This is a genomic window from Streptomyces odontomachicola, from assembly GCF_039605595.1.
Classification (GTDB): Bacteria; Actinomycetota; Actinomycetes; order Streptomycetales; family Streptomycetaceae; genus Streptomyces.
The window spans coordinates 469506-490220 of sequence record NZ_JBCFOK010000004.1 but is presented as its reverse complement, the minus strand read 5'-3'; the positions used below and the strand labels follow the sequence as shown (position 1 = coordinate 490220).

The window sequence follows — 20715 nt, the reverse complement described above, 5'->3', positions numbered from 1 at the left end:
CGTACGAACGAGTTCCTTATGAACGAGACCAGCGGCGCGGGAGGAACACCGTGGAGTACAACCTTGCCGACCTGTTCGAGTCGATAGCCGACGCCGTACCGGACCGCGAGGCGCTGGTCTATGTCGACCACCCCGGCACGGGGTCCGAGCGCCGCCTCACGTACGCGGAACTGGACGCGGCCGCCAACCGCCTCGCGCACCACCTCGCCGGGGACGGCGGCGTGCGGGCCGGACAGCACGTGGGACTGCACCTCTACAACGGCATCGAGTACGTGCAGACGCTGCTCGCGTGCCTGAAGATCCGCGCGGTGCCGGTGAACGTCAACTACCGGTACGTGGAGGAGGAGCTGATCCATCTCTACCGTGACGCGGACCTGGTGGCGCTCGTCTTCGACGCGGAGTTCACCGGGCGCGTGGCGGCGGCGGTGGGGCGGGCGCCGGGGGTGCGGCATCTGGTGAGGGTGGGCGCGGTGGGTGAGGGCGCGGTGGGTGAGGGCGCTTCGGATGAGGGGGCCCGACTTCCGCTCGCGCCCGTGCCGTTCGCCGATGCGGAGTCCTCAGGTTCCGCCGTACGGGACTTCGGGCCGCGGTCCGGGGACGACCAGCTCATCATCTACACCGGGGGCACCACGGGGATGCCGAAGGGCGTCATGTGGCGCGCCGAGGACCTGTTCTTCTCCGGGCTGGGCGGGGGCGCGCCGACGGGGGAACCCGTCTCGCGGCCCGAGGAACTGGCCGAGCGCGCCGCGGCCGGCGGCGAGGGCCTGGTCTTCTTCCCCACGCCTCCGCTGATGCACGGGACGTCCACACTGACCACGTTCATCGGGCTCAACTACGGCCAGAAGATCGTGCTGCACCGGAAGTTCGCGCCCGAGGAGGTGCTGCGCACGGTCGAGCGCGAACGGGTCACGGCCGTCTCGCTGGTCGGCGACGCGATGCTGCGGCCGCTGGTGGACGCGCTGGCCGGGCCGCTCAAGGGCACCGACTGCTCCTCGCTGCTGGCCGTGTCCAGCTCGGGCGCGGTGCTCTCGGAGACGGTGCGCCGGCAGTTCTCCGAGCTGGTGCCGCACGCGATGCTGATCAACAACTTCGGCTCTTCGGAGTCCGGCTTCAACGGCACGGCCACGCAGGACGCGGGGGCCGGGCAGGGGTTCCGGATCACCGTCAACTCCGGTACGGCGGTGGTCGATCCGGCCACGCGGCGGCCCGTCGCGCCCGGCGAGGAGGGGCGCATCGCGCTGCGCGGCCATGTGCCGCTGGGCTACTACAACGACGCGCGCAAGACCGCCGAGACCTTCTTCCAGGACGCGGAGGGCACGCGGTGGGTGCTGCTCGGCGACATGGGGACGGTGGACGCGGACGGGGTGGTCACCGTGCTGGGGCGCGGGTCGCAGTGCATCAACACGGGCGGCGAGAAGGTGTTCCCCGAGGAGGTCGAGGAGGCGCTCAAGGCGCACCCCGACATCTACGACGCGCTGGTGGCGGGGGTGCCGGACGAGCGGTGGGGGAGCCGGGTCGCGGCGGTGGTCCAGCTCCGGGCGGGCGCCTCGGCCTTGACCGCGGACGCGGTGCGCGAGCACTGCCGCACGCGGTTGGCCGGTTACAAGACCCCGCGGACGGTGGTCTTCCGCGAGACACTGCAGCGCTCCCCCAGCGGCAAGGCCGACTACCGCTGGGCGAAGGAGGTCGCGTCGGCAGCGCCGTGAGGCTGCGCCCCGCGACGCTGTGAGGCTGGGGACCCGCCGACTTCTCTACGAGGTTGCGGGCTGCGCCCGGCCGGGGCATTGCCCACCCCACCTCCGTACGAGGTTGTGGGTTGCGGTCAAGCCCGGGGCTCTGCCCACCCCACCCCCCGCACAAGGTTGTGGGCAGTCGTTCCGCAGGGGCGGAACGGGTGGGCACAACCGGACTTGCGCCCCTGCTCCCGCGCAACCACCCACCCAACGGGGCCCGGGGCGCAGCCCCGTGAACGCCCGCGCCGAGCGCGTGAGCTGGGTGCGGGGTTGGGTGGGCCTCGCGGCTGGCGGTTCCGGTGTGCCCGCCCGTTCCGCCCCGAGCGGAACGCACGCCCACACCTGGGTGGGGAGGTCCCGGAGGCGCGCAGCGCCCGCACCTCCGGAGCGGGGCAGGGGCGCAGCCCCCGTGTACGGGCCGGGTCAGAACAAGTCGGTGCCGTTGAACTTGCCGAGGGCCTCGGCGTAGAGCTCCACCGGGACGCCGTTCGGGTCGCGGAGGTAGAGGCTCTCCTCCACGCCGCGGTCCGGACCGGCGTAACCCACACCCGCCGCATCCAGACGCTTGCGCGCCGCCGCGTGCTGCTCACCATCCATCGAGATCGCCAGATGCTGCACACCGCCCAGCGTCTCCGAGAACTCCGGATGCTCGTGCCCGGGGAAGTCGAAGAAGCCCAGCAGATTGCCGTGCCCCAGGTCGAAGAAGAAGTGCGTGGAGCCGCTGTAGTCGCGGTTCTCCACGATCTCGACCAGCGGGAAGCCCAGCAGCTCCTGGTAGAAGCGGATGGTCTCCTCCACGTCCCGGCAGATGAACGCCACGTGGTGCACCCCCCGCGCCGTGGTGGCCGCACGCTCGGGCGCGGGGCGCAGGTAGCGCTCCCGCAGTTCCTCGCGCCTGGCCCGTACGGCCTCCAGTTCGGCTCCCTGCGGCTGCGGCATGGCCCGTCCTCCCATGAAATGGTTCGCTATTCAACTACCACCCTAACGCGATTCCGCCGCGCGGTCTTGTCGCCGCACCGGCGCGCTGCTTGGATGTCGCGTCCCTGCCAGGCGACCGGTCCTGGCGGCCGCACCGGCGGAGGGGGAGGCGCGTGAGATCGCTGCGTACGGCGCTGACGGCGGGAGCGGCGGCCCTGACCCTGCTGCTCACAGCGGTCACGGCGGCCACGGCGGAGGGAACGGCGACACCGGGCGGCACCCCGACCCGCGCCGCACCCCGTACGACGCCCCTCCCCCGCGTCACCGACGACCACGGCCGCGCCCTCACGCTCCGCGGCTGGAACGTGGAGGACAAGATCCACCGCGGCGCGGACGCACTCTCCGCGATCACCGAGCGGCACTTCGCCGACATGGCCGCGCGCGGCTTCACCACCGCGCGGCTCCTGGTGTTCTGGGACGACCTGGAACCCCGGCGCGGCCACTACAGCGCCCGCTATCTGGCCCGCGTCGAGCGCGTACTGGACTGGGCGCGCAAGCACCGCGTGCGGGTCGTGATCGACGCGCACCAGGACGTCTTCGGGCCGCGCTTCGGGCACCGCGGCATCCCGGAGTGGGCGACCCGCACGGACGGGCTGCCCTTCACGCCGCATCCGGACGACTGGTTCGCTGAGTACTTCGAGCCCGCCGTGCAGGCCGCCTTCCAGCACCTGTACGAGGACCCGGATCTGCGCCGCGCGCAGGCCCGCATGTGGCAGGTGCTCGCGCAGCGGTTCCGGCACCACCCCGCCGTACTGGGCTACGACTTCCTGAACGAGCCGATGGGCCGCGTACGGGACGGCGAGAGCCTGCCGCAGGCCGCGGCGCGGATCGAGGCGCGGCAGCTCACCCCGATGTACGGGCGGCTGGCGCGGGCCGTGCGGCGGGTGGACCGGGACGCGTGGCTGTTCATCGAGCCGACGCCGCTCGTCGGCGAGGGCGTGCCGACGGCCCTCGGCGCCGTGGCGGACCCGCGTCCCGGCGGCCGGCGCCTGGTCTACGCGCCGCACTTCTACAACCAGCGCATGGAGGCGGGCGGCGACTACGACCCGGCCGAGGGCTGGCTGGAGCGGTACGAGGCGGCCGTCACGGACTATCCGCGCCGCCACGGCATGCCGGTGTGGGTGGGCGAATGGGGCCCGGCGGACAGCTCACTGCCGAACATGGGCCGCTTCCACGAGGACGCGCTCGCCTCCATGGACCGCTACGCGACCGGGTGGGCGGGCTACGTGTGGTGCTACGGCGGCGGGTACTGCGCTCTGGACGCCGAGGGCCGCTTCCGCCCCAACAAGGGCCGCACGATGCGCCCTTACGCGCCGGCCGTCGCGGGCCGGGTGCTGAGCGACGGCTACGACCCGCGCACCGCCGCCTACCGCCTCGCCTACCTCCCGCGCCCCGGCCGTACGGTGACCGAGCTGTCCCTCCCGCCGTCGGAGAGCGGCTGGCGCATACGGACCGCGGGCCCCGTCCGGGCGCGCACGGACCGCGTACCGCCGGCGGATCACGCACGAACGGTGCGGGTCAGCGCGTACGGCCGGGTCCCCGCGACGGTGACCGTGACACCGCTGGGCCGCTGACCCACCCCTCGTACGCCCGCCTCAGCCCTCGGTCAGGAACGTCAGCACCGCGGTCGTGAACTCCCGCGGCCGCTCCTCGTGCACCATGTGGCCGCCGCCCTCGATGACCACCAGCCGCGCGTGCGGGATGCGCGCGGCCATCGCGGCGAGGCCGTCCCGCGGCTCGGGGCTGGTGTCCCCGCCGCCGACCAGCAGGGTCGGGGCCGTGATCGACTCCAGCCCGTCCCACCAGCGCGGGTCGGGATCGTTGCGCTGGCGTACGTACTGCGCCTCGGCCTCCCAGTCGAACAGCGGCCTGCCGCGCGGCGGTTCGGGCACGTGGCTCGGCGTCGGCGGGGCCACCAGGGCCGCCGTCTCCTCCAGCACCAGCCGCTCCACGCGCTCGGGGTGGGCGGCGGCGAAGAGGGAGGCCACGGCCGCCCCGTACGCGTGCCCGATCAGGATGACCCGGTCCAGGCCCAGTTCGTCGAGCAGGCCCAGCAGGTCGTCGCGGACCGCGTCCAGGCCGTACGCGCCCGGCCAGTCGCTGCTGCCGTGCCCGCGCAGGTCGGGCGCGTACAGCGGGTGTGCGGCGGCCAGTTGGGACACCAGGGGCCCGCGCCAGTCCTCGCCGTCCTCGCCCAGGCAGTGCAGGAGCACCACGGGTGTACCGTCAGCCGTCCCCTCGCCCCAGGTGCGGTAGGCGAGTTTGATCCCGTTCGCCTGCGCGGTGCGCACGTCCTCAGCCATACACCGACCGTACGCGCCGCCCCGGGGGCCATGCGACCAGCAGCGCACCCCGGGTCGGGTGCCGGTCGCACGGCCCGGGCGGCGCGGCGCCCGTCACGGTCCCTCGCGCCCCTCCACGCCCTGCTGCCGCTTCGCGAGCTCCGACCTGCGGTACGAGTACGCGAAGTAGATGACCAGCCCGATCACGAACCACACGGCGAAGCGCACCCAGGTCTGCCAGGCCAGGAAGGTGGTGAGCCACAGCGAGAAGACCACGCCGACCGCGGGCACCCAGGGCATGCCGGGGCAGCGGAAGGAGCGCGGCAGTTCGGGCTGCCGGTAGCGCAGCACGATCACGGCGACGCAGACCACGACGAAGGCCAGCAGGATGCCGATGTTGGTGAGTTCGGCGGCCTCCTCGATGGGCAGGAAGCCCGCGATGAACGCCGAGGCGATGCCGACGATCCAGGTCACCCGGGTGGGCACGTGCCGCTTCGGGTCGGTCTTGGCGAACCACTTGGGCAGCAGCCCGTCCCTGCTCATGGAGAACCACACCCGGGTCACGCCCAGCATGAAGGTGAACATCACGGTGAGGATGCCGATGATCGCGCCGACCGCGATCACGTCCGCGATGCCGCCCAGACCCACCGACTTGAACGCGGAGGAGAAGCCGCTCTCCTTGTCGATCTCGGTGTAGTGCTGCATCCCGGTGAGCACCAGGCAGGCCAGCACGTACAGCACCATCGAGATGGCCAGCGAGTAGACGATCGCCTTCGGCATGTGGCGCTGCGAGTCGCGGGACTCCTCCGCGGCCGTGCTCATCGCGTCGTACCCGAACACGGCGAAGAAGACCGTGGCCGCCCCCGTGAAGGCGCCGCTGATGCCGTGCGGGAAGAACGGCGTCCAGTTGCCGGTCTTGACGTGGAAGAAGCCCACCAGGATGACCAGCAGCACCACCGCCACCTTGAGCACGACCACCACGGTCTCGAAGCGCGCGGCGCTCTTGATGCCCCGGGTGAGGAGGAAGGCGACCAGGAGGCAGAGGAGCACGGCGAAGAGGTTGACCTTGTGCCCCTCTCCTGTGCCTGGCGCGCCGAGCATCCACGTGGGCAGGTCGGCGCCCATCTCCTGCACCAGGAAGGCGAAGTACCCCGAGATGCCGATGGCCACGACCGAGACGATCGCGGTGTACTCCAGCAGCAGGTCCCAGCCGATGAACCAGCCGCCGATCTCGCCGAGCACCGCGTACCCGTAGGTGTAGGCCGAGCCCGCCTTCGGGATGAGCCCGGCGAACTCCGCGTAGGAGAGCGCGGCCGCGGCGCTGGCCAGCCCGGCGATGAGGAAGGAGACCAGCACGGCGGGCCCGGCCGTGCCGTTGGCCACGGTGCCGGCGAGCGTGAAGATGCCGGCGCCGATGATGCCGCCGACGCCGATGGCGGTGAGCTGCCCGAGGCCCAGCGCGCGGCTGAGCTGCTCGCCCGAGCCCTCGGTCTCCTCGATGCGCTCGATGGGTTTGCGCCGCAGTGCGCCCTGCGCGCTCCAGATCCCGGCCATGGGGCCCTTCTTCCTGACGCCGTCGGAACAGGACGTGCCGTACGCGCCGGAGGTGCCCCGCGGCGCGTACGGGAGATCAGCATGGCCGGATCCGTCCGCCGGTGGAAGGGACCGCGCGGCGGAAGCCCCCTGTTAGCCCGCCTGCTCCGTGCGGCCCTCCCAGTAGGGCGCGCGCAGGCGGCGCTTGTAGAGCTTGCCGTTGGGGTCGCGGGGCAGCTCCGCCACGAAGTCCACGGTGCGCGGCCTCTTGTAGCCCGCGAGCTGCCCGGCGCAGTGCTCCAGGATCGCCTCGGCGAGCTGCTCGCTCGCGGTGTACCCGGGCGCGGGCTCCACCACGGCCTTGACCTCCTCGCCCCAGTCGTCGTGCGGGACGCCGAAGGCGGCGGCGTCGGCCACGGCGGGGTGGGTGAGCAGCGCGGACTCGATCTCGGCCGGGTAGATGTTCACGCCGCCCGAGATGATCATGTCGATCTTGCGGTCGCGAAGGAAGAGATAGCCGTCCTCGTCGAGATAGCCCAGGTCGCCGACGGTGAAGAAGTCCCCGATGCGGTTCTTGCGGGTCTTCTCCTTGTCCTTGTGGTAGGCGAATCCGCCGGTGAGCATCTTCATGTAGACGGTGCCGAGTTCGCCCGCGGGGAGCCGGTTGCCGTCGTCGTCGAAGACCGCGAGTTCGCTGATCGGCCACGCGCGCCCGACGGTCCCGGGCTTCTTCAGCCACTCACCGGCCGGCGCGAAGGCCCCGCCGCCCTCGCTCGCCGCGTAGTACTCCTCGACGCAGTGCCCCCACCAGTCGATCATCGCCCGCTTCACGTGCTCGGGGCAGGGCGCGGCGCCGTGGATCGCGTGCCGCATGGACGATACGTCGTACCGCTCCCGCACCTCCTCGGGGAGCGCCAGCAGCCGGTGGAACTGGGTCGGGACCATGTGCGTGTGGGTGCAGCGGTACGCGTCGATGAGCCGCAGCATGTCCTCGGGCCGCCACTTGTCCATCAGCACCAGGGGGTGGCCGATGTGCAGGGCCGCGCCGGCGAATTGGAGCACGGCCGTGTGGTAGAGCGGCGAGCACACCAGGTGCACGTTGTCGTCGAAGGGCCGGATGCCGAAGATGCCCAGGAAGCCGCCGAGCGGCGCGTCCTCGGGCGGCTTGCCCGACAGCGGGCGGCGGATGCCGCGCGGCCTGCCGGTGGTGCCCGAGGTGTAGTTCATGACGCCGCCCGCTGTGCGCCCCTCGGGCGGCGCCGCCGGCTGCCCCTCCAACAGCTCCTCGTAGGGCCGGAATCCGGCCGGCTCCCCCACCGCGTACCGGTGCGTCTCCGGCAGCCCCGCCTCGTCGGCAGCCGCGCGCGCCGCGTCGGCGAAGCGCTCGTGGGTGATGAGCACCTTGGCGCCCGAGTCGCCGACGATCCAGGCGATCTCGGGCCCGACGAGGTGGTGGTTGACCGGTACGAGGTAGAACCCGGCCTGGAAGGCGGCCAGGTACGCGGTGAAGAACTCCGCGCCGTTGGGCAGCACGATGGCGAAGGCGTCGCCGGGCTCCATGCCCGCCGCGCGCAGCCCCGCCGTCAGCTTGTTGCACGCGGCGTGCAGCCGCCCCGCCGTCCACTCGGTGCCGTCCGCGTCCACCAGCATCACGCGGTCCGGGTTCCGCGCGGCCTGCGCCCAGAAGCCGGTGGGCGGCTCCTCGGCGGGTGACTGCCCTTCGGACTGGTCTGACATCTCCGGAGCCTCCTCGGTAGGTGCCGTCCTGAGTACGTGCCGTCAGCAGGTGCCTTCGCCGATCCGCTTCAGCCGCTCGACCGCGCGGTCGAAGCCGCGGGTCAGGTCGTCCACGACCGCCTGCACGCTGCGTTCGGAGTTCATGGAGCCGACGATCTGGCCGACCGGCGTGCCGAGCAGCGGCTCCACCTCGTACCGCTGGATGCGCGAGTTGGCCTCCGCCACGAGCAGTCCCTGGAGCGGCATCGGCAGCGTGCCCGGACCCTGCGGGTCGTCCCACGCGTCGGTCCACTCGGTACGGAGCTGGCGCGCGGGCTTCCCGGTGAGCGCCCGCGAGCGCACGGTGTCGCCCGAGCCGGCGGCGAGCAGCTTCTCGGTGAGCCGGCGCGAGTGCAGCTCGGCCTCCAGCGTGGTCAGCCACACCGAGCCCAGCCAGGCGCCCTGCGCGCCCAGCGCCAGCGCGGCGGCGATCTGCTCGCCGCTGCCGATGCCGCCCGCGCCCAGCACGGGCAGCGGGTCCACGGCGCGCACCACCTCGGGCGTCAGCACCATGGAGCCGATCTCGCCGGTGTGCCCGCCCGCCTCGTACCCCTGGGCCACGACGATGTCGATGCCCGCTTCCTTGTGGTGCAGCGCGTGCCGCGCGCTGCCCGCCAGCGCGGCCACCAGCATGCCGTGCCCGTGCGCCCGCTCGATCACGTCGGCCGGCGGCGAACCCAGCGCGTTGGCCAGCAGCTTGACCGGGTACTCGAAGGCCACGTCGAGCTGCGAGCGCGCGACGTTCTCCATCCACCCGGTGATCCGCCAGCCGCCCCGCTCGCCCTCGGGCAGCTCGGGCACGCCGTGCCGGGCGAGCAGGTCGTCGATGTACTTCCGGTGCCCCTCGGGCAGCATCGCCTCCACGTCGGCCTCGGTCACGCCCTCGACCTTCTTGGCGGGCATCACCACGTCCAGGCCGTAGGGCAGCCCGTCGGTGTGCGCCTCCATCCAGTCCAGGTCGCGGCGCAGTTCGTCGCCGTCCGTGTACCGCACGGCCCCGAGTACGCCGAACCCGCCGGCCCGCGTGATCGCGGCCGCCACGGCGGGAAACGGCGTGAACCCGAACAGCGCGTGCTCCACGCCCAGTCTCCGGCTCAGCTCCGTCCCCATGCTCTGCATGCGCGCAGCATGCCGCAGCGGCCCGGAGGAGGGAAGAGATTTTCTGACGCAGTGTCAGTTCTTTTGTACGGGGCGGGATTTCCGGCTCACGGGCCGGGGTTTCCGGCTCACGGCCCGCTCAGCACGTCCACCCGCCGCTGGAGCTCGGCCGCCTCCTCGTACCGGCCGAGCCGCTCCAGGCAGTGCGCCTCGTCGCTCGCGCTCAGCAGGGTGTGCGCGTGCGAGGGGCCGAGTACGCGGGTGCGGGCCTCGGTCACCTGCCGGTACACCTCCAGGGCCTGGCCCCAGCGCCCCAGCCAGCCCAGCGCGACCGCCACCTCGCGGCGGCTCATGAGCGTGTCGGGGTGCTCGGGCCCCAGCACCTCCTCGCGCAGCGCGCACACCTCGCGGGCCGTGGCCAGCGCCTCGTCCCAGCGGCCCAGGCGGCCGAGGTTGACGCCCAGCCCGTGCCGCGCGCGCAGCGTCTCCGGGTCGGCCGGGCCCTGCGCGCGGGTGCGGGCCGCCGCCAGCTCCTCGTACAGCTCCAGCGCTTCGGCGCTGCGGCCCAGCCGGCCGAGCCCTATGCCGGTCTCGTAGCGCGCGGCCAGGGTGTCGGGGTGCTCGTCGCCCAGTACGCGCGCCCGTGCGGCGGCCACCGCGCGGCAGGTCTCCAGCGCCTCTTCCCAGCGCCCGAGCCTGCCCAGCGCGTACGCCACCTCGTACCGGGTCACCAGCGTGTCCGGGTGCTCCTCGCCCAGCACCCGCGACCGCGCCGCCGCGACCTCCGCGAACACCTGGCAGGAGTCCTCGGCGCGGCCCAGCCTGCTGAGGTTGAACGCGAGGTTGTGGCGGCAGCGCAGGGTGTCGGGGTGCTCGGGCCCCGTCACGCGCTCCCGCACCGCGAGCACCGTCGAGTACACCTGGTGCGCCTCCTGGCAGTGGCCCAACTGGCCCAGCACGAACGCCGACTCCTGGCGCGCCGCGAGGGTGTCGGGGTGCTCGGGCCCCAGCGTGTCGGCGCGGCTCGCCGCGACCCGGCGGTACTCGTGGAGGGCCGCCGCGTACTCGCCCGAGCGGCAGAGCGCGAAGCCCACCTCGTAGCGGCTGGCCAGGGTCTCGGGGTGATCGGCTCCCAGGGTGCGGGCGCGCGCCTCGGCGACCGCGCGGTGCACCTCGGCCGCCTCCGTCCAGCGGCCCTCGCGGCCGAGCTCGATGCCCTCCTGCGAGCGGTCCTCCGGGTCCTCGCCGTACGGGGCCTCTCCGTACCGGCCCTCTCCGTACGGGGCATCGGGCAGCGGCTCCGTCTGGCGCCGCGCCGCCGCCGTGCGCAGGCGCCACTCGCGCTCGTCCACCTCCCGTACGCCGGACGCGTCAGCGCGGTCGGCGCCCTCGTCCTGGTCGGCCCCCGGCGCCCCCCGCCGCGCCGGCGTGCCCGCTCCCGGTGAGAACGGCGCCGCCCTCGGTATCTGCCCCGGCACCCCGCCCGCCCCACGGCCCGCGCCGGCGGGCTCGGCCACCGCCGCCCACTGGCCGGTCAGCGCGGCCACCCCGCCGGTCGGCACGCCGCCTGACGCCGTGTCACCCGGCGGCGGGGCGCCGGTGTCCTCGCCCGCGCTCACCCCGGGCCAGGCGCCGGTCGGGCGCGACGCCTCCGCTTCCCTGCTGCCGCGCACCCGCACCCCCGCGGTCATGCCGCGCGTCCACGCGGGCAGCCGGGGCAGCACGACCGGGATCTCCAGGCCCTCGGCGCCGGTCCCGGCCCCGACTCCCGTGCCGGGGGCTTCACTTGAGGCTGCGCGTGATGATCCGCTCGGCGCGCCGTTCGAGGCTCCGCCGCCGTGGCCGTCGGCGCCGTTTCCTTCGGCGCCCTGCCCATTCCCGTCCCCATTCCCCGCGCCCGCGTGCGCGCCCGCGCCCGCGCCCGGAAGACGTACGGGGATCAGGCCGCCGCCCGGCACGGCCGCCACCCCCACCGCGCCCGTCGCGACGCCGGCCGACTCCCCCGCGGCCGCCACCGCGCGCCACAGTTCGGCCGCGCTCGCGGGGCGCTCCTCGGGGTCCTTGGCGAGCAGCCGGAGTATCGCGCCGTCCAGCTCCTCGGGCAGCCCGGGGCGGTGGGTGCGCGGCGGCTCGGGCGCCGTGTCGCGGTGCCCCATCAGCACGGCCCACGCGTCGCCGTGGTCGAACGGCGGGACCCCGGTGGCGAGTTCGTACAGCACGCAGCCCAGCGAGTACAGGTCGCTGCGGTGGTCGACGGCGGCACTGCCCGCGATCTGCTCGGGCGACATGTAGTGCGGCGTGCCCATGGCGATGCCGCCGCCGGTGAGCTTGGAGGTGAAGCCGATGTCGCGGCCCAGCCTGGCGATGCCGAAGTCGCAGATCTTGACCGCGCCCTCGTCGGTGCGCACCACGTTCGCCGGTTTCAGGTCGCGGTGCACGATGCCCTGGTCGTGGGTGTACGCGAGGGCGGCGGCGACCTGCGCGGCCACGTCCAGCACCTCGGGCACCGGGAGCGGGTGCCGGCCGTTGTCCTCCAGCAGCTGGCTGAGGTTGCGGCCCTCCAGGAGCTCCATCACGAGATAGAGCAGGCCCTCGTACTCCCCGAAGTCGTGCACCACGGTCACGCCCTGGTGCTGGAGCGAGGCGGCGACCCTGGCCTCCCTGCGGAAGCGCTCGCGCAGCACCCGCATGAACCGCCGGTCGCCCTGCTGCCCCGCGGGCTTGAGGCACTTGACGGCCACTCTGCGGCCCAGCGACTCGTCGCGGGCGCGCCACACCTCTCCCATGCCGCCGCGCCCGATCAGATCGAGCAGCCGGTAACGCCCGTGGATCAGCGTGGTCTCCGCCATCGCGCGCACTCGCCCCCGTCGTCGCTCCGGGACTCAGCCGTCTGTCCAGTATGTCTGCCTCGAACCTGACTGTGTATGCCCGAAATTGACGCCGTATGACGAATCGATATCTGCGGCCCGGCTCCGCACGCGCGACGGCGGCGCCCCCTGCCGGCCTCCGCCGCCCGCCTCCCGTCGCCTCCCGCCTACCTCCGTACCCGCGGCATGCCCAGCCCGATCCAGCTGATGATCTCGCGCTGGATCTCGTTGTTGCCGCCGCCGAAGGTGAAGATCACCGCGCTGCGGTAGCCGCGCTCCAGCTCGCCGTGGAGCACCGCGCCGGCCGAGCCCTCCTGGAGCGGTCCCGCCGCCGCTGTCACCTCCATGAGTGCCGCGTACGCGTCGCGGCGCGCCTCGGATCCGTACACCTTCACCGCCGAGGCGTCCTGCGGTGTGAGCGTGCCCTTGTCGAGCGCGTCCACCATCTGCCAGTTGAGCAGCTTCATCGCGTCGAGCTTCGCGTGCGTGCGGGCCAGCCGGGTGCGCACCCAGCCCAGGTCCAGCACGCGCCGCCCGTCGGCGAGCTTGGTCTCCGCCGCCCACCGGCGCACGTCCTCCAGCGCGCGGATCGCCATGGTGCCGTGCGCGGCGAGGGTGACGCGCTCGTGGTTGAGCTGGGTGGTGATGAGGCGCCAGCCCTTGTTCTCCTCGCCCACGCGGCGCGAGGCGGGCACCTTGATGTCCTCGTAGTAGCTGGCCGTGGTGTCGTGCCCGGCCAGGGTGTTGATCACGGTGCACGAGTAGCCCGGCTCGGTCGTGGGCACGAGCAGCATGGTGATGCCCTTGTGCGGGGGCGCGTCGGGGTCGGTGCGCACCGCGAGCCACACCCAGTCGGCGGTGTCGCCGTTGGTCGTCCAGATCTTCTGCCCGTTGACGGTGTACGTACCCGTCTCCAGGTCCCCTTCGCGCACCGCGCGCGTCTTCAGGGCGGCGAGGTCGGTGCCCGCCTCCGGCTCGCTGTAGCCGATGGCGAAGTCGATCTCGCCCGAGAGGATCTTCGGCAGGAAGTATGCCTTCTGCTCCCCGGTGCCGAAGTTCATGATCGTCGGGCCGACGGTGTTGAGCGCCATCAGCGGCAGCGGCACTCCGGCCTGGGCCGCCTCGTCGAAGAAGATGAACTGCTCCACGGCGCTCAGGCCGCGGCCCCCGTACTCCTTCGGCCAGCTCACCCCCAGCCATCCGTCGGCGCCCAGACGGCGCACGGTCTCACGGTAGAACCGCTTCCGCTCTGCTGGATCCGAGAACCGCGCGTACGCGTTCTCCGGCACCAACTGCGCGAAGTAGGCGCGCAGTTCGGCACGCAAGCTCTCCTGCTCCGGGGTGTATGCGAGGTGCACGGGCCCTCCTTGGCTCGGCCGGCTTCTGCGCCTGCTTCCGGCGGCGGCGCACACCGTAGAACGTGTTTCACAAATTGGGAATGGCGAGGGCGCCGTGCACGCCACCCCCTGCTTTTCTCCAGGCCCGGACCCACGTACCTTGCGGGACAACGCGGTTCCCGCCACGCGCGGCGAGAGTGAAAGGGCTGGCCCGGTCATGAAGATGCTGATGAACGTCCCCGAGAGGGTCGTGCCCGACGCGCTGCGGGGCATGGCCGCCGCGCATCCCGGGCTGGCCGTCGACGTGGAGAACAAGGTCGTGGTCCGGGCCGACGCTCCGGTGCCGGACAAGGTCGCGCTGGTCTCCGGCGGCGGCAGCGGGCACGAGCCGCTGCACGGCGGGTTCGTGGGCCACGGGATGCTGGACGCCGCCTGCCCGGGCGAGATCTTCACATCCCCCGTGCCCGACCAGATGCTGCGCGCCGCCGCGGCCGTGGACAGCGGCAGCGGCGTGCTGTTCGTCGTCAAGAACTACACCGGCGACGTGCTCAACTTCGACATGGCCGCCGAGCTCGCCGAGGACGAGGGCGTCCAGGTCGGCAAGGTGCTGGTCCAGGACGACGTGGCGGTCACCGACTCGACGTTCACGGCGGGGCGGCGCGGCACCGGCGGCACCCTGTTCGTGGAGAAGCTGGCCGGCGCGCTGGCCGCCGAGGGCGCGCCGCTGGAGCGCGTGGAGTCGCTGGCCCGCCGGGTCTCCGACTCCTGCCGCAGCTTCGGCGTCGCGCTGGACCCCTGCACCACCCCCGCCAAGGGCTCCCCCACCTTCGACCTGCCGCCCGGCGAACTCGAACTGGGCATCGGCATCCACGGCGAACCGGGCCGCGAGCGGCGCCCCATGATGACCTCGGGCGAGATCGCGGACGCGGCGCTGGACGCCGTACTCACCGACCTCCCCCGGCAGGGACCGGTGTTCGTGCTGGTCAACGGCACCGGGGCGACCCCGCTGATCGAGCTGTACGGATTCTGCGCCGAGGTGCACAGGGTGCTGGAGGAGCACGGCGTGCCCGTGGCCCGCACCCTGGTCGGCAACTACGTGACCTCACTGGACATGGCCGGCACCTCGGTCACCCTGTGCGACGCCGACGAGGAGCTGCTGCGCCTGTGGGACGCGCCGGTGTCCACCCCGGGGCTGCGCTGGGGCATGTGACGCTACGTCACCGAGGCGGGGAACCGGTGGGGAACCGGGCACGGAGGACCGCGGCGCCGTACGGGCGCCGCGTGAGGTGAGAGGACGACGTGAGCGAACAGTACGAGCAAGACGGCACGCTGGACGCGGCGGCCGCGGTGCGCTGGCTGACGGCCGCCGCCGCTGCCGTGGACCGGGAGGCGGACCGGCTCACCGAGCTGGACTCCGCGATCGGCGACGCGGACCACGGCAGCAATCTGCGGCGCGGCTTCCAGGCCGTCGCCGACGCCCTGGAGTCGGACCCCAAGGACTCGCCCGGCGCGGTGCTCCAGCTCGCCGGGCGGCAGCTCGTGTCCACGGTCGGCGGCGCCTCGGGCCCGCTGTACGGCACGCTGCTGCGGCGTACGGGCAAGACCCTGGGCGAGGCGGAGCGCGTGACGGCGCAGGCGCTGACGGCGGCGCTGCGCAGCGGGGTCGACGCGGTGGCCAAGCTGGGCAGTTCGGCGCAGGGCGACAAGACCATGCTGGACGCGCTGTATCCGGCGGTCGAGGCCATGGAGGCCGCCTCAGGCGCCGAGGCCGAGGTGTACGCGGCCGGGGCGCGGGCCGCAGAAGAGGGCGCCCGCTTCACCGTCCCGATGCGCGCCCGCAAGGGCAGGGCCAGCTATCTGGGCGAGCGCAGCGAGGGCCACCAGGACCCCGGCGCGACCTCGTCGGCACTGCTCATGAACGCGCTCGCGGAGGCCGTCGGCGGTGGCCCGGGTGAGTGAGGGAACGGCGGAAGCCCCGCAGCAGGGCGGCGGGAAGCCGCGGGTCGGCATCGTGCTGGTCTCGCACAGCGCGGCGGTGGCCGACGCGGTCGCCGAGCTCGCCGTGGGCCTGGCCGGTACGGGTTCGGCGCAGGTCACCGGCGCGGGCGGAGGCCCCGACGGCGGTCTGGGCACCGACGCGGAGCGGATCACCGAGGCGGCGCACGGCGCGGACTCGGGCGCCGGGGTCGCCGTGCTGGTCGACCTCGGCAGCGCCGTGCTCACCGTGAAGGCCCTGCTGGCCGAGGGCGACGAACTGCCCGAGCACACGCGCCTGGTGGACGCGCCGCTGCTGGAGGGCGCGGTGGCGGCCGCGGTCGCCGCGTCGGGCGGCGCGGGCCTGGAGGAGGTCGCCGCGGCGGCCGAGGAGGCGTACGACTACCGCAAGGTGTGAGCCGCAGGTGTGAGCCGCGACGCGGCACGGCCCGTTCCGGGACCACCCCGGAACGGGCCCCGCACCTCAGGCTGTCCGGCCGTTCAGAACACCGCGTTCAGAACGCCACGTTGTCGTTGACCGAGCCAAGACCCGTACCCGACATCCTGCGGTGCAGGGCGAGCGCCTGGTCCTCGGTCAGTGACGACACGTGGTCGGCGGCGGCGCGCAGCCGGTCGCCGTGCGCCGCCAGCTCCTCGGCGCGCTCCGTGGGCAGCAGCTCGGGCGACTCGTGGGTCCAGCGCAGCAGTTCGGAGACGATGCGGCGCTTGCCGTGCTGCTGGGTGGCGAGCGCGGGCCGGTCGATCACGTAGCACCACACCAGCTCCTTGAGCAGGTCGCAGGCCGCGCGGCGCTCGGCGGGGATCACCAGCCGTGCCCCGTACCGGATCGCCGCCGGACCGCCCACCTCCAGGTGGATGTCCCGGGTGAAGTACTCGATGAGGTCGGACGTGCGCCTGTTGAGCCGCACCACGTCCTCGTGCCGCCCCGTGAAGGGACCGGCGACCGAGAGCCGCTTGCCGATGTCGGCGAGCAGCGCCTCCGCGGCGCCCCGGTCGAAGGGGGCACCGGCCGCCTCCCGCTTGCGCGCCACGTAGCCGAGGAAGCGCTCGGTCTCCCGCTCGGTCTCCGCTCCCCCGCCGCCGTCCGGCGGGAACAGCGCGTGCAGCGGGATCAGTCCGGTGCGGTAGAAGTCCTCCACGTCGTGGCAGGCGTACGTGACGTCGTCCGACCAGTCCATCACCTGCTCCTCGACGGGCACTTCGGTGCCGGTGCGCCCGTTGCGCACCCACGCGAAGGTGTCCCGGTCGGCCGCGTACACGCCCCACTTGACGTGCCGCGCCGGGTCCTCCTCGCGCGAGGCGCGCTCCCACGGGTACTTGGTGGACGCGTCCAGGCAGGCGCGGGTCAGGTGCAGCCCGCGGTGCCCGCTGTACTTGTGCGCGGCGAGATACGTGATCACCCGCAGGGTCTGCGCGTTGCCCTCGAAGCTGTCCAGGCTGCCCGGCCCGCCGGCACCTTCCGGCGAGTCCAACGCGGCCCCGCCCGCGCGCAGTTCGTCCATGGTCGCGCGCAGCGCCGACTCGCCCGCGTGCCCGAAGGGCGGGTGGCCGATGTCGTGCGCCATGCAAGCGGCCTCCACGAGCGCCGGGTTGGGCCCGCCGTACCGCCGCTCCAGGCGCTCCGCCATCCGCCGCCCGAGCTGGGCGACCTTCATGGAGTGGGTGAGGCGTGTGTGGTACGCGCCGAGCTCGCCGCTCGCGACGACCTGGCTCTTGCCGGCCAGGGACCGCCACTGCGTCGAGTACGAGATCCGGTCCACGTCGTGCTCGAACCCCGTGCGCTGCCCGTCGTCGGCAACCCGCCGCCGCAGCGAGTGCTGTTCCAGGTCTTCGTCGCTGTAGTCCGTCGGTCGCATCGCCCGATGCTACGCGCGTTGACCGCCTTGTACGAAACGACCGCGCTGCTTCGGCCACGGCCCCGTGCGTGACGCCGTACGCGACCCCGGGCCCCACCCCGGCGGCCACCTTCGGCGGAGCCCCGAATTGCGGACCCGCCGAGTCGTGCTCAGCGTGGATGAGGAACACCCGATACCCGCAGACACGGGAGCACCATCATGCGTATACGCACCGGAATCGCCGCGATCGCCCTTGCCGCCATGGCCGTACTGGGTGGGGCCGGCATGGCCGCCGCCGACGACGGCAACCAGGCGAACGGCGGAGGTGTGCTGAGCAACCTGCTCAACAACCTGTCCCTGCTCAACAACGACGTCAACACGTAGTAGGCGTCACTACAAAGCAGGGCATACACAGTCTCTGCTGCGAAGGTTCTGCCCGGTCCCTCAGGGGCCGGGCAGAACCACGTCCGGCGGCACTCCGGCCGCCTCGGCCCTCCGGCCCCCTCAGCCCTCCACCGCGGGCGCCTCCGCCGGCTCCCGCTCGAACCACGCGGGCCCGTCGGCGTCCAGCGCCTTCTCGATCCGGAACAGCGCGGAGTCCAGGAGCGGCGGCAGCGCGTCCCGCGCGAACCAGCCGACCTCCAGCGACTCGTCGTCGTTCACCCGCGCCTCGCCGCCGGTCGCGCGGCAGCGGAAGCACAGGTCCATGAACTGGCAGACGTCGCCGTTCGGGTAGGTCACCGGCGGCTCCAGCGTCTGGGCCAGCACCAGCCGCTCCGCCTCGCAGTGCACACCGGTCTCCTCCAGCACCTCGCGCACCGCGCAGACCGCGGGCTGCTCGCCGGGCTCCGGGATGCCGCCGATGATCGACCAGTTACCGGTGTCCGCGCGTCTGCCGAGCAGGACGCGGCCCTCGTCGTCGAAGACGACGGCGCTGACCCCGGGCAGGAAGAGGAGCTGGTTCCCCGCGCTGGCGCGGATGCGCTGGATGAAGTCGGGCGTTGCCATGCCCCGACCCTAAGCGGACCCCCGGCGCCCGCGGCTCACCCGTACGCGCGTGGCTCAGGCTCCCGGAGCCACCCGCGCCGCGCTGAGCAGGCGGCCCTCGGCGTAGGCGCGGGCCACCTCCGGCAGCGCGTCCGCCGGGCGCCCGCTGAGCAGCACCGTCAGGCCGCCGGTCGCCGCGGCGGCGGGGTCGGCCGGGACGCCCGCGCGGCGCAGCGCCTGCGCCGCGACCGCCGAGGCGGAGCCGAAGAGCACGGGGCGGGGCGCGCCGGGGCGCTGCACGGCGGCACGGATGCGCTCGCCGACCAGCTCGTAATGCGTACAGCCGAGCACGACGGAGCGCACGCCGTCCGGGGTGAGGGCCGCGGCAGCGGCGATCGCGGCGTCCACGGCCTCCTCGTCGGCGCGCTCCACGGCGTCGGCGAGGCCGTGGCAGGGCACCTCGGTGATCTCGGCGCCGTTGCCGAAGTCCTCGATCAGGCGCCGCTGGTACGGGCTGCCGGTGGTGGCGGGGGTGGCCCAGATCGCCACGGGCCCGCCGCCGGCCGCGGCCGGCTTGACCGCGGGGACGGTGCCGATCACCGGCACGTCGGGCTCCAGCTCGGCGCGGATCGCGGGGAGCGCGTGCACCGAGGCGGTGTTGCAGGCCACGATCAGCGCATCGGGCTTCTCCCCGGCCGCGGCCCGCGCACAGGCCAGCGCGTGCGCGGTGATGTCCTCGGCGGTACGCGGCCCCCAGGGCATCCCGTCGGGGTCGAGGGAGAGCACCAGCCCCGCGTCGGGGCGCGCCCTGCGCACCGCGGCGGCCGCCGCCAGCATGCCCATTCCGGAATCCACACACGCGATCTTCACGAGGAGCAACCCTAATCGATCGGCCGTCCGGTTACGGGGTCGAAGGCCCCCGGACAGGCCCCGGGCCGGCCCCGTCGGGGGAGCGCGTCCGGCCCGGCGCCGAACCTGCACCGACCGGGCGCGGAACCGCGGCGTCCGCCCTCCCGTGCGGCAGACTGCGCCGCGTGACCGCACTGTTCTGGACCGCCCTCGTCTCGCTCGGCATCTGGCTGTGGCTGCTCCTCGGACAGGGACTCTTCTGGCGCACGGACACCCGGCTGCCGCCCCGCCGCGCACCGGAGCGCTGGCCCTCGGTCGCGGTGGTGGTGCCCGCGCGGGACGAGGCCGGCGTGCTGCCGCTGAGCCTTCCCTCGCTGCTCACCCAGGACTATCCCGGGGAGGCCAGGATCTTCCTGGTGGACGACGGCTCGGCCGACGGCACGGGCGAGCTGGCGCGGCGGCTCGCCGAACGGGTCCGGGACGGCCTGAAACTGACGGTTTCGGAACCGGGCGAGCCCGCGCCCGGCTGGACCGGGAAGCTCTGGGCGGTGCAGCACGGCATCGCCGCCGCCCGCGCGGACGGGGAACCGGAGTTCCTGCTGCTCACCGACGCGGACATCGCCCACGACCCGGACTCGCTGCGGGAGTTGGTGAGCGCGGCCCTGACCTCGGGGCTCGACATGGTCTCGCTGATGGCCCGGCTGCGCGCGGCCGGCCGCTGGGAGCGCCTCGTCGTCCCGGCCTTCGTCTACTTCTTCGCCCAGCTCTATCCGTTCCGCCGGGTCAACAGCCCCGCCTCGCGCACCGCGGCGGCCGCGGGCGGCTGCGTGCTGCTGCGTACGGAGGCGGCGGTGCGGGCCGGGGTGCCCGGGTGCATCAGGGGCGCCCTCATCGACGATGTGACGCTCGCCTCCGCGGTCAAGAAATCGGGCGGCCGCATCTGGCTGGGACTCGCCGACGGAGTGCACAGCATCCGCCCTTACGACCAACTCCCCGATTTGTGGCGCATGGTGGCCCGCAGCGCCTACGCGCAGCTCCGCAACAACCCGTTCCTGCTGGCCGGGACGGTGATCGGGCTCGTGCTCGTCTATCTGGTGCCCCCGGTGGCCACGCTCTTCGGGGTGCTCCCCGGCGCGGCGGCCTGGGCGGTGATGGCCGCGACCTACGCGCCGATGCTGCGCTACTACCGCCAACCCCTGTGGCTGGCACCGACGCTGCCGTTCACGGCGGGGCTCTACACGCTGATGACCGTGGACTCCGCGCGGCGGCACCACGCGGGGCGGGGCGCTGCCTGGAAGGGCCGCACATACGGGTAACTTGGGGGGCGCGTACATCAGTTCCGTACGCTGGCAAGCGCACCGGTTCGGGCGCCCCTCCCCCACGCGTCGACGCGGACCCCGGGTCCTCCGCGCGCAGGGCGTGCCCGGGCCCCTCCCGACCCGCGG

17 protein-coding genes are annotated in these 20715 nt (G+C 73.5%); 7 read left to right on the top strand and 10 right to left on the bottom strand.

The window, feature by feature from the left end; translation table 11 throughout:
• The first annotated feature begins 50 nt into the window (after positions 1-50).
• Positions 51-1706 (top strand): acyl-CoA synthetase, encoded by a 1656-nt coding sequence (locus tag ABEE00_RS09920; protein WP_345744933.1) that lies wholly within the window; start codon positions 51-53, stop codon positions 1704-1706.
• Positions 1707-2156: 450 nt separating this feature from the next.
• Here ABEE00_RS09920 and ABEE00_RS09915 read toward each other — a convergent pair whose 3' ends face one another.
• Positions 2157-2672 (bottom strand): VOC family protein, encoded by a 516-nt coding sequence (locus tag ABEE00_RS09915; RefSeq protein ID WP_345744932.1) that lies wholly within the window; start codon positions 2670-2672, stop codon positions 2157-2159.
• A 152-nt stretch (positions 2673-2824) separates the two neighbouring features.
• On the opposite strand from ABEE00_RS09915, the gene ABEE00_RS09910 reads away from it, so the two are divergent.
• The gene (locus ABEE00_RS09910) at positions 2825-4285 is read left to right on the top strand and encodes a cellulase family glycosylhydrolase (RefSeq protein WP_345744931.1); all 1461 of its coding nucleotides are present in this window, start codon (positions 2825-2827) and stop codon (positions 4283-4285) included.
• A 21-nt stretch (positions 4286-4306) separates the two neighbouring features.
• Here the strand turns inward: ABEE00_RS09910 and ABEE00_RS09905 are convergent, their stop codons facing one another.
• The 6 genes from ABEE00_RS09905 to ABEE00_RS09880 all read right to left on the bottom strand — a co-directional run bounded on the left by ABEE00_RS09905 (position 4307) and on the right by ABEE00_RS09880 (position 13625).
• Positions 4307-5014 carry an alpha/beta fold hydrolase gene (locus ABEE00_RS09905; protein ID WP_345744930.1) on the bottom strand — a complete coding sequence of 236 codons (708 nt, stop codon included), beginning with the start codon at positions 5012-5014 and terminating at the stop codon, positions 4307-4309.
• A gap of 93 nt (positions 5015-5107) precedes the next feature.
• On the bottom strand, positions 5108-6547 hold the full coding sequence (locus tag ABEE00_RS09900) for an amino acid permease (protein WP_345744929.1): 1440 nt from the start codon (positions 6545-6547) through the stop codon (positions 5108-5110).
• A 132-nt stretch (positions 6548-6679) separates the two neighbouring features.
• Entirely contained in the window at positions 6680-8263 is a 1584-nt protein-coding gene (locus tag ABEE00_RS09895) for an acyl-CoA synthetase (protein ID WP_345744928.1), read from the bottom strand.
• A 42-nt stretch (positions 8264-8305) separates the two neighbouring features.
• On the bottom strand, positions 8306-9412 hold the full coding sequence (locus ABEE00_RS09890; RefSeq protein ID WP_345744995.1) for an NAD(P)H-dependent flavin oxidoreductase: 1107 nt from the start codon (positions 9410-9412) through the stop codon (positions 8306-8308).
• 116 nt (positions 9413-9528) lie between these two features.
• Positions 9529-12249: a serine/threonine-protein kinase gene (locus ABEE00_RS09885; RefSeq protein WP_345744927.1), complete on the bottom strand. Its 2721-nt coding sequence runs from the start codon at positions 12247-12249 to the stop codon at positions 9529-9531.
• 185 nt (positions 12250-12434) lie between these two features.
• Entirely contained in the window at positions 12435-13625 is a 1191-nt protein-coding gene (locus ABEE00_RS09880) for an acyl-CoA dehydrogenase family protein (protein WP_345744926.1), read from the bottom strand.
• A 196-nt stretch (positions 13626-13821) separates the two neighbouring features.
• On the opposite strand from ABEE00_RS09880, the gene dhaK reads away from it, so the two are divergent.
• From dhaK to dhaM, 3 genes are all read left to right on the top strand, one after another.
• The gene (gene dhaK / locus ABEE00_RS09875) at positions 13822-14814 is read left to right on the top strand and encodes a dihydroxyacetone kinase subunit DhaK (protein ID WP_345744925.1); all 993 of its coding nucleotides are present in this window, start codon (positions 13822-13824) and stop codon (positions 14812-14814) included.
• Between the two features lie 89 nt (positions 14815-14903).
• Entirely contained in the window at positions 14904-15563 is a 660-nt protein-coding gene (gene dhaL / locus ABEE00_RS09870; protein ID WP_345744924.1) for a dihydroxyacetone kinase subunit DhaL, read from the top strand.
• Positions 15556-15996: a dihydroxyacetone kinase phosphoryl donor subunit DhaM gene (gene dhaM, locus ABEE00_RS09865; protein WP_345744923.1), complete on the top strand. Its 441-nt coding sequence runs from the start codon at positions 15556-15558 to the stop codon at positions 15994-15996. Before dhaL ends, dhaM begins: the two co-directional genes overlap by 8 nt.
• 97 nt (positions 15997-16093) lie before the next feature.
• Here dhaM and dgt read toward each other — a convergent pair whose 3' ends face one another.
• Complete coding sequence (gene dgt / locus ABEE00_RS09860) at positions 16094-17455, bottom strand: dGTP triphosphohydrolase (RefSeq protein WP_345744922.1); 1362 nt, start codon at positions 17453-17455, stop codon at positions 16094-16096.
• 198 nt (positions 17456-17653) lie between these two features.
• Here dgt and ABEE00_RS09855 point away from each other — a divergent pair, with 198 nt between their 5' ends.
• On the top strand, positions 17654-17818 hold the full coding sequence (locus tag ABEE00_RS09855) for a hypothetical protein (protein WP_345744921.1): 165 nt from the start codon (positions 17654-17656) through the stop codon (positions 17816-17818).
• A 120-nt stretch (positions 17819-17938) separates the two neighbouring features.
• Here ABEE00_RS09855 and ABEE00_RS09850 read toward each other — a convergent pair whose 3' ends face one another.
• Positions 17939-18442, bottom strand: coding sequence for an NUDIX hydrolase (locus ABEE00_RS09850; protein WP_345744920.1), 504 nt, complete (start codon positions 18440-18442; stop codon positions 17939-17941).
• Positions 18443-18496: 54 nt separating this feature from the next.
• Positions 18497-19291, bottom strand: coding sequence for a glutamate racemase (locus tag ABEE00_RS09845; protein ID WP_345744919.1), 795 nt, complete (start codon positions 19289-19291; stop codon positions 18497-18499).
• A 164-nt stretch (positions 19292-19455) separates the two neighbouring features.
• Here ABEE00_RS09845 and ABEE00_RS09840 point away from each other — a divergent pair, with 164 nt between their 5' ends.
• Positions 19456-20586 (top strand): glycosyltransferase, encoded by a 1131-nt coding sequence (locus tag ABEE00_RS09840; protein WP_345744918.1) that lies wholly within the window; start codon positions 19456-19458, stop codon positions 20584-20586.
• Positions 20587-20715: the final 129 nt, after the last annotated feature.